The following is a 7,524-nucleotide window of genomic DNA, read 5'->3' on the forward strand; positions in this document are numbered from 1 at the left end:
ATCGTTGTATATCTAGAATATCCGAAAAGGGATATTGGCATGCCTCTCTACATACGTGACGATGAAGTGGATGCGCTGGCCGCCAAGTTGCAGCGCGAAACAAACGCACCGAGCAAGACTGAGGCGGTGCGGACAGCCCTTATTCACGAACTGGAACGCAATCGTGCCAAGGTACCGCTGCGCGATCGGATTGTGCGGCTTCAAGCGGAGGCGAAGAAGATCGGTCTGCCCAATCCCGATTTCGATATGAAGATATTCACCGATGAGATGTGGGAAGAATGATGTTTGTCGACGCTTCCGTGATCGTCGCAATTCTCAACCAGGAACCGGGTTGGGAGGAGTTATGCAAGCAACTCTCCCGGCCTGTCGACTTCTACGTCTCTGCCATGGTCCGTTTTGAAGCGACGCAGGCTTTGGCGCGAGCCGGCGCGGGTTCCCGCAAGCCGACCGCTGAAGCACTCCTCAAAGCCCGCGATCTGGTGGATCAACTCATTGTGGAAATTGGCGGGGAAAATGTCCCGATCGGCGACGAGATCGGTTCGCGTGCTATCGATGCCAGCGCTCAATATGGCAAAGCCGTTGGTCATCAAGCTGACCTGAATTTGGGTGACTGTTTTGCCTATGCCTGCGCGAAAGCTCTCGGCACTCCGCTGCTCTACAAAGGCAATGATTTCCTGCTCACGGATTTGAGATAGGTAGGCTTTCTCGCGATTGCCGGGAATAAGCCGGCCTGCGCCGGCGTTATCCACGTGCTTGGGTAATCGCAGCGGTTCGGCCGCTTCGCGCTGACTGCTTGCACCGCGCCGGGAAGGCGCGTTCTATCGGGATAGAAAGCGACCACGAAACAAGCGGTCATGGACGACAAGAAGGCAGCGATCCTGAGCGAGATACCGCGGTTGCGGCGCTATGCGCGCTCGCTGCTGCGCGACCGCGATTCCGCCGACGACCTCGTCCAGGACTGCCTGGAGCGGGCGCTTGTGCGGCTCGACAACTGGCAGACTGGAGAAAGCCCCCGGAGGTGGCTGTTTACGATCATGCATCACTTGTTCATCGACCAGATGCGCAAGGTCAACCGGCGCGGCGAGGCGGCGATGCTGCCTCTCGAAGCCGGTGAGGCCCAAGCCGCGCCCGCCGATCAGGTCGAGACCATCGCCTCGCGCGAGATCATGGACGCCCTGCAGGCGATCAGCCCCGATCGCCGCGCGGCGCTGGTGATGGTCGCCATCGAGGGCTTTTCCTATGCCGAGGCCGCCAACATCCTTGGGGTGCCGGCCGGCACGCTGATGTCGCGCATCGCGCGCGGCCGCGAGGAATTGCGAGGATTGCTCGACGACACATCGCGCCGCCGCTCGATAAGGATCGTCGAGAAATGACCCGCCGCGATTTTTCCGAACGCGATATCCATATGGCCCTCGACGGCGAATTGCCGGGCGAGGAGCACATGGCTTACGACGCCTGGCTTGAGGCCAATCCCGAGATGAAGGCGAAGTCCGCGCGCTACATTGCTGACCGCGCCGCCATGCGGGCCGCCTTCGCGGGCGTGATGGACGAGCCGGTTCCGGCGAGGCTGCGGCAGGTGGTGCTTGGCGAGGTGCCTGCAAGAGCATCGGCCTGGCGCTCGCGGTGGTGGTTGTCGGCTGCCGCGGCCGTGATGCTCGCGGTCGGTGGCCTCGGCGGCTATGTCGCCGGTGTCGACAGCATCGCCCGTCGCGGCGACGGCGACGATCGACTCGCCGAGCAGGCGATCGCCGCCCATGTCACCTACGCTGCCGAGAATCGCCACGCCGTTGAAGTCCCTGCGAGCGACAAGGACCATCTCCAGACCTGGCTGTCGAACCGTGTCGGGCTGAAGCTGGTCGCGCCCGATCTTGCGGCCGAGGGCTTCGATCTCGTCGGCGGCCGGCTGTTGCCTGCCGGCGGCCAAGGCAAGGCGGCGATGCTGCTCTATGAGGACGCCAAGGGCGAGCGCATCTCGCTCTATGTCACCGCCGAATCGTCGGAGACATCCAAGGGCACCTACGCGGCCGAGGCGGGCGGACCGGAAGCAGTCTACTGGCTCGACAAGGGCTACGCCTGCGCGGTCGTCGGCTCATTGCCGCCGGAGCGCCTGTCGGACGTCGCAAAGAGCGCCTATGGCCAGCTGGTGGCCGGCATATCGAGCTGAACCAGCTGCGTTTTTCGGCCGCCGGCAGTCGCTTGAACAGCAATTCTGTTCAAGCGACTGGCCCTTTGCTGCCGCCGCGGAAATTGTCACAATTCGGCCCTAATCAAGGAGCGATAGCGCTTGATGAATACTGGCGCTTCGGCCAGTATTCGCGACGCATCCACCGGGGCCGTTTCTTAAACCCAATCGAGGTTCTCCCAAGCCCGCATGCCTGCCGAGATCCGCAAGGCCCGCGCGTCAGACGTCGATGACCTCGCCGCCATCGAGAAGGCTGTTTTTCCGGGCGACAGGCTGTCGCGCCGCTCCTTCCGCCAGTTCATCGAACGCGAAACCGCCGAGATGCTGGTGGCCGAGAACGAGGGCCGTGTCGCCGGCTATGCGGTGGTGCTGTTTCGCAAGGGCAGCGGCGTGGCGCGGCTCTATTCCATCGCCGTCGGTCCCTTCTTCGGCCGCCTCGGCATCGGCCGGCTTCTGCTGGCGGCCGCCGAAGAGGCGGCCTTTGAGCACGACCGTCTGTTGCTGCGCCTCGAGGTGCGCGAGGACAATGATCGCGCCATCCATATCTACGAACAGGCCGGCTATCGGAAATTGGGTCGCGAGCCCGACTATTACGAGGATGGCGCGACGGCGCTACGCTACGAAAAGACGCTGCGCGGCGACACGCCCACGGCAACCAAAGTGCCGTTCTACCAGCAGACCTGCGAGTTTACCTGCGGCCCCTGCTGCCTGATGATGGCGATGGCGAATTTCGACCGTGGCTTCGTGCCCGATCCGGTTATGGAAATCCGCCTGTGGCGCGAGGCGACCACGGTCTTCATGATGTCGGGTCCGGGCGGCTGCGAGCCTTTCGGCCTGGCAGTCGCCGGTTATGAGAGCGGCCTCGCCGCCGAGATATTCGTCTCCTTCTACGGCGCTCTGTTCCTGCAGTCGGTGAGGAGCGAGGACAAGCGCCGGGTGATGGAGCTCGCCCAAGTCGATTTCCGCCGCCGCGCCGAACTTTACGGCGTCCCGGTTAACTACCGTCCGTTCGGCATCGGCGACATCCGCCAAGCCCTCGCCGAGGGCAAGCTGGTGGTGGTGCTGGTCAGCGGCTTCCTTATGTTCGGCAAGAAGGTGCCGCATTGGGTGCTGGCCATCGGTGACGATGGCGATCATATCCTGATCCACGACCCCTGGGTCGAGGACGAGAGGCAGGAAACGATCCTTGATGCCGCGAACATTCCGGTGCCCTACGACATCTTCATGAACATGGCGCAATTCGGCCGCGACGGTCTGCGCGCCGCCATCACTCTGGGAAAACGCTGAGACAATGACCTGGGTTATCCTGACAGGCAGGCAGAACGATCTCGACCAGGTGGCCACGCCCCACAAGATCATCACCAACCGCGACTATCTCGCGCATCCGGCGCTGTTCCGCGGCCAGCGGCCGAAGGTGATCAACCTGTCCAACAATTACGGCTACCAGAGCCGCGGCTACTATGCCTCGCTACTCGCCGGCTCGCGCGGCCACCGGGTCATCCCGACCGTCGAGACCATGATCGACCTCTCGGAGCGCAAGCTCTACGAGCACGCCCTGCCGGAGCTCGAGCTTGCCTTGAACAAATGCCGCAAGGACCTGGGCGGGACTTTCCCGGCCAAGGTCGCGATCTTCTTCGGCATCGGCCCGTCCAAGGTCTGGGACCGCTTCACCAGGCTTCTGTTCGACTGGTTCCGCGCGCCGGCGCTCGAGGTCCATATCAAGGACAGCGCCGAATGGGCCTCGATCCGCAAGATCGGCTTCCTGCCGCTCGCCCGCATGACCGAGGATGAGGAAGAGTTCTTCCTGCAATGCCTGGACACCTACACCAACCGCGAGTGGCGCGACACCAAGGGCCGCACGCCGGCGCGCTATACGTTCGCGACGCTGGTCGACCCGCACGAGGAACTGCCGCCGTCGGAGATCTCCTCGCTTCGCTACTGGGCGAGGATCGCCGAGAAGATGGGCGTGGAAGTCGAGCCGATCACCAGGAAGGATCTCGCCAAGCTCGCAAATTACGACGCGCTGTTCATCCGCGAGACGACGTCGATCTCCAACCACACTTATCGCTTCGCGCGCCGCGCCCAGCAGGAAGGCATGCCGGTGATCGACGACCCGCTGTCGATGATCCGCTGCACCAACAAGGTCTATCTCAACGAGTTGATGACCTTCAACAAGGTGCCGGTGCCGCCGACGGTGATGATTGCCGGCACCTCCGACTTCGAAGTGGCTGCGCAGACGCTTGGCTTTCCGCTGGTGCTGAAGATCCCGGATTCGTCCTTCTCGCGCGGCGTCAAGAAATGCGAGAACATGGCGGAGCTGACCAAGCTCGCGACCGAATGGCTTGAGGATTCCGATCTCCTGATCGCGCAGAAATTCATCCCGACCGAATATGACTGGCGCGTCGGCGTGCTCGGCGGCCAGCCGCTCTTTGCCGTGCATTACCTGATGGCGAAGAAGCACTGGCAGATCGTCAACCACAAGGCCAGCGGCAAGCCCGACCAGGGTGGAATCAAGACGTTCACGCTGAAGCAGACGCCGCCGCATGTCGTCGAGACGGCGGTCAAGGCGGCCAAATGCATCGGCGACGGCCTCTACGGCGTCGACCTCAAGGAGACCAAGGACGGGGTCTTCGTCATCGAGGTCAACGACAATCCCAATCTCGACCATGGCTGGGAGGATTCGGGCGAGAAGGACGAGCTTTGGGTGCGGCTGACGCAATGGTTCCTGGAGCGCCTGGAGAGGCCGGAGAAGTAGGGGATGGGGGAGGAGGACTGAGGAATTGAAGAATTGAAGAATAGAGTGTCTGGCGGAATCATCCGTCACCGCTTCCTCGGCTTCTCGTTTCCTAATATCCTTGGTTCCTCAGTTCCTCAGTTCTTCATTTTCCTCAGTTCTAAAATTCTTCAATTCTTCAGTTCCCCAATTCCAATCATTCAAACCGAGGGGAAGCATGCTGTTCTTCGTGATCGAGGACTTTCGCGGCGCGGACCGCAAGGAGATCTACCGCCGCTTTCGCGATAAGGGCCGGCTGAAGCCGGACGAGCTCATTGTCCACCACTCTTGGATCGCAGGCGACATGAGCCGCTGCTTCATGCTGGTGGAGGCCGAGGATGTGACGATCCTGCAGCGCTGGGCCATCGAGTGGAACGACCTGGTGGAGTTCGAGATCGTTCCGGTGGCGACGAGCAAGGATATGGTCGCCGCGCTGGCCGGCCATCTTTGAGCAGGTGCCCGGATTGCCGTTGTCAGGTTGACAGGGCACCGAGCGCCGGAGACCTGACTGCGCGCACGCATTCCTCGACCAACCATTCCCGGAACGCGCCCACGATATCGCGTCTTGCGCAGCGTTCAGGAATCGTGAGGCAATAGGGTTGGCGCAGTTCCAGGGAATGCGCGGCGGTCCGCACCAGCTTGCCGTCCTCCAGCGCCTGGGCGCAATAGATGCCTTGCGCCAGCGCCACGCCCAGCCCTGAAATGGCGAGATCGAGCGCTGCTCGGGACGAGTTCGCGGAGAGACCTCGTTGTGTCGCACAGTCCGGCTCGCTTCCCGCCCCCTCGAACCAGTTGCGCCAGGTTGGAAAGGATGCGCCCGTCGGCCCCCAGTCGGTGTGGATCAGCGGCAGGCCGGCAAGGCCGTCGGATCTGGTCGCTCGGGCCAGCGTCGGCGCGCAGACAGGATAGACGGCGTCCCTGACGATCTCCTCGGTCGGATGTTCGCGGTAGTGCGGGCCGTAAGAGAGCCGGATATCGATCAATTCATGATCGAAGGGCACCGGATCGTCGTCGCCCCTGAGCGATATATCGGCGGCGCCATGAGATGCGACGAAGCCGGCGAGCCGCTCCGAAAGCCAGCCCATCGCCATGGAAGGGGGCACCGAAACGACGAGCCTCGGTCGAAACGCGCCGCCGCCGACATCGCGCGCGACGCTGCCGATTTCCCGGAAGGCCACGGTGAGCCTTGGCAGCATCTCCACCCCGGCCTCGGTCAGCACGGCTCGCCGGTTGATCCGGTGGAACAGTTGTCGCCCCATCTGCTCCTCGACGGTGCGGATCAGCTGGCTGACGGCCGCTGCCGAGATCGACAGTTCCTCCGCCGCGGCGGCAAAGCTGCCTGTGCGCGCCGCCGCTTCGAAAGCCTGAAGTCCGCGCAAGGAGGGAAGGGCGACCATCGCAATCCATAGATAAGTTCACCTTATCTATTTCACAGAAATCCTCGTTTTTCGAAAGGTTTCTTTCTGGGTACGGTGGCTGCATGAACGCAATCGACCACGACGAAGCCGTCGACCATCGCTCTGTGATCGCCTCGCTGACCAATGAGGAGCGCGGTTGGCTGACCGGCAAGTCGGATGGGCCCGGCCTTGTCCAGCTCGCCCTCCATCTCGGCGCGATCATCGTACTTGGCGCGCTGATCGCGGCCAAGGTGCCGTTCTGGCCGGTCCTGATGCTGCCGCAGGGCATCCTGATCGTTTTCCTGTTCACGCTGCTGCATGAGACTGTGCACAGGACGGCGTTCGAAACGCGGTGGTTGAACGATGCGATCGCGCGCTTCTGCAGCCTGGCGATTGCGCTCCCGGCCGACTGGTTCCGCTACTTCCATTTCGCTCATCACCGCTTCACCCAAGATCCGGAGAACGATCCGGAACTGGCCTTCCCGAAGCCTGAGACCTGGCGGCAATACATCGTCCACGTCTCCGGCCTGCCGGTTTGGCGGGGACATTTTCAGACGCTCCACACCAACGCGATGGGGCGCTGCCGCGACAGCTACGTGCCGCCAAAGGGCCTCCCGAAAGTGACGGCCGAGGCGCGGGCGATGATCGCCCTCTATGTCGCCCTGCTGGCGCTCGCGGTCTGGTTCAAGGCGTCGGCGCTGCTCACTGTCTGGATCGTGCCGGCGCTGCTTGGCCAGCCTTTCCTGAGGCTTTATTTGCTGGCCGAGCACGGCCGCTGCCCCCTCGTCGCCAACATGCTGGAAAACAGCCGCACGACGCTGACCAACTGGTTCGTGCGCAAGCTCGCCTGGAACATGCCTTATCATGCCGAGCACCACGCCTATCCCGGCGTGCCGTTCCACCAGTTGCCGGAATTCCACCGGCTGATCGAGCGGCATCTCAAGGTGGTCGAGCCCGGCTATGTGAGCTTCCACGAGAAATATATCGGGGCGCTACGCTAAAGCATGTCTCCCGAAAGTGGGAACCGGTTTTCGGGATAAAGACATGCGTAAAAGACCTAAAGCGCATGGGACGAATCCGAAGGATCGCGACGCGTGGCCTGCTGCCGGTTTTTCGGACACGAGGTTAAGCTAGCATAGCTTGTTCCTCGAACTCGACGGGGCTCAGATAGC

At 62.5% G+C, this 7,524-nt stretch carries 9 protein-coding genes; 8 read left to right on the plus strand and 1 reads right to left on the minus strand.

What is annotated here, in order from left to right:
• The first annotated feature begins 39 nt into the window (after nucleotides 1-39).
• The 7 genes from P9272_RS33890 (at nucleotide 40) to P9272_RS33920 (ending at nucleotide 5,406) form a co-directional block, all read left to right on the plus strand.
• Nucleotides 40-282, plus strand: a complete 243-nt coding sequence (locus tag P9272_RS33890; protein WP_278164487.1) for a type II toxin-antitoxin system VapB family antitoxin — start codon at nucleotides 40-42, stop codon at nucleotides 280-282.
• A complete protein-coding gene (locus tag P9272_RS33895; RefSeq protein WP_278164489.1) occupies nucleotides 279-695 on the plus strand; it encodes a type II toxin-antitoxin system VapC family toxin in 417 nt (138 codons plus the stop codon). The genes P9272_RS33890 and P9272_RS33895 overlap by 4 nt, the downstream gene beginning before the upstream one ends.
• Nucleotides 696-854: 159 nt before the next feature.
• Nucleotides 855-1,373, plus strand: a complete 519-nt coding sequence (locus P9272_RS33900) for an RNA polymerase sigma factor (RefSeq protein ID WP_042637861.1) — start codon at nucleotides 855-857, stop codon at nucleotides 1,371-1,373.
• On the plus strand, nucleotides 1,370-2,164 hold the full coding sequence (locus P9272_RS33905) for an anti-sigma factor (RefSeq protein WP_278164492.1): 795 nt from the start codon (nucleotides 1,370-1,372) through the stop codon (nucleotides 2,162-2,164). Before P9272_RS33900 ends, P9272_RS33905 begins: the two co-directional genes overlap by 4 nt.
• Before the next feature lie 207 nt (nucleotides 2,165-2,371).
• Nucleotides 2,372-3,469, plus strand: a complete 1,098-nt coding sequence (locus P9272_RS33910) for a GNAT family N-acetyltransferase/peptidase C39 family protein (RefSeq protein WP_128257622.1) — start codon at nucleotides 2,372-2,374, stop codon at nucleotides 3,467-3,469.
• A gap of 4 nt (nucleotides 3,470-3,473) precedes the next feature.
• Nucleotides 3,474-4,937, plus strand: a complete 1,464-nt coding sequence (locus P9272_RS33915) for a RimK family protein (protein ID WP_128257623.1) — start codon at nucleotides 3,474-3,476, stop codon at nucleotides 4,935-4,937.
• 196 nt (nucleotides 4,938-5,133) lie between these two features.
• Entirely contained in the window at nucleotides 5,134-5,406 is a 273-nt protein-coding gene (locus P9272_RS33920) for a DUF3303 family protein (protein ID WP_128257624.1), read from the plus strand.
• A gap of 22 nt (nucleotides 5,407-5,428) precedes the next feature.
• On the opposite strand, the gene P9272_RS33925 is transcribed toward P9272_RS33920, so the two are convergent.
• Nucleotides 5,429-6,352 (minus strand): LysR substrate-binding domain-containing protein, encoded by a 924-nt coding sequence (locus P9272_RS33925; protein WP_278164495.1) that lies wholly within the window; start codon nucleotides 6,350-6,352, stop codon nucleotides 5,429-5,431.
• Nucleotides 6,353-6,435: 83 nt separating this feature from the next.
• Between P9272_RS33925 and P9272_RS33930 the strand changes: the two genes are divergently transcribed.
• The gene (locus P9272_RS33930) at nucleotides 6,436-7,353 is read left to right on the plus strand and encodes a fatty acid desaturase family protein (protein WP_278164496.1); all 918 of its coding nucleotides are present in this window, start codon (nucleotides 6,436-6,438) and stop codon (nucleotides 7,351-7,353) included.
• Nucleotides 7,354-7,524: the final 171 nt, after the last annotated feature.

This window comes from Mesorhizobium sp. WSM4976, assembly GCF_029625685.1.
In the GTDB taxonomy this organism is placed as follows: Bacteria; Pseudomonadota; Alphaproteobacteria; order Rhizobiales; family Rhizobiaceae; genus Mesorhizobium.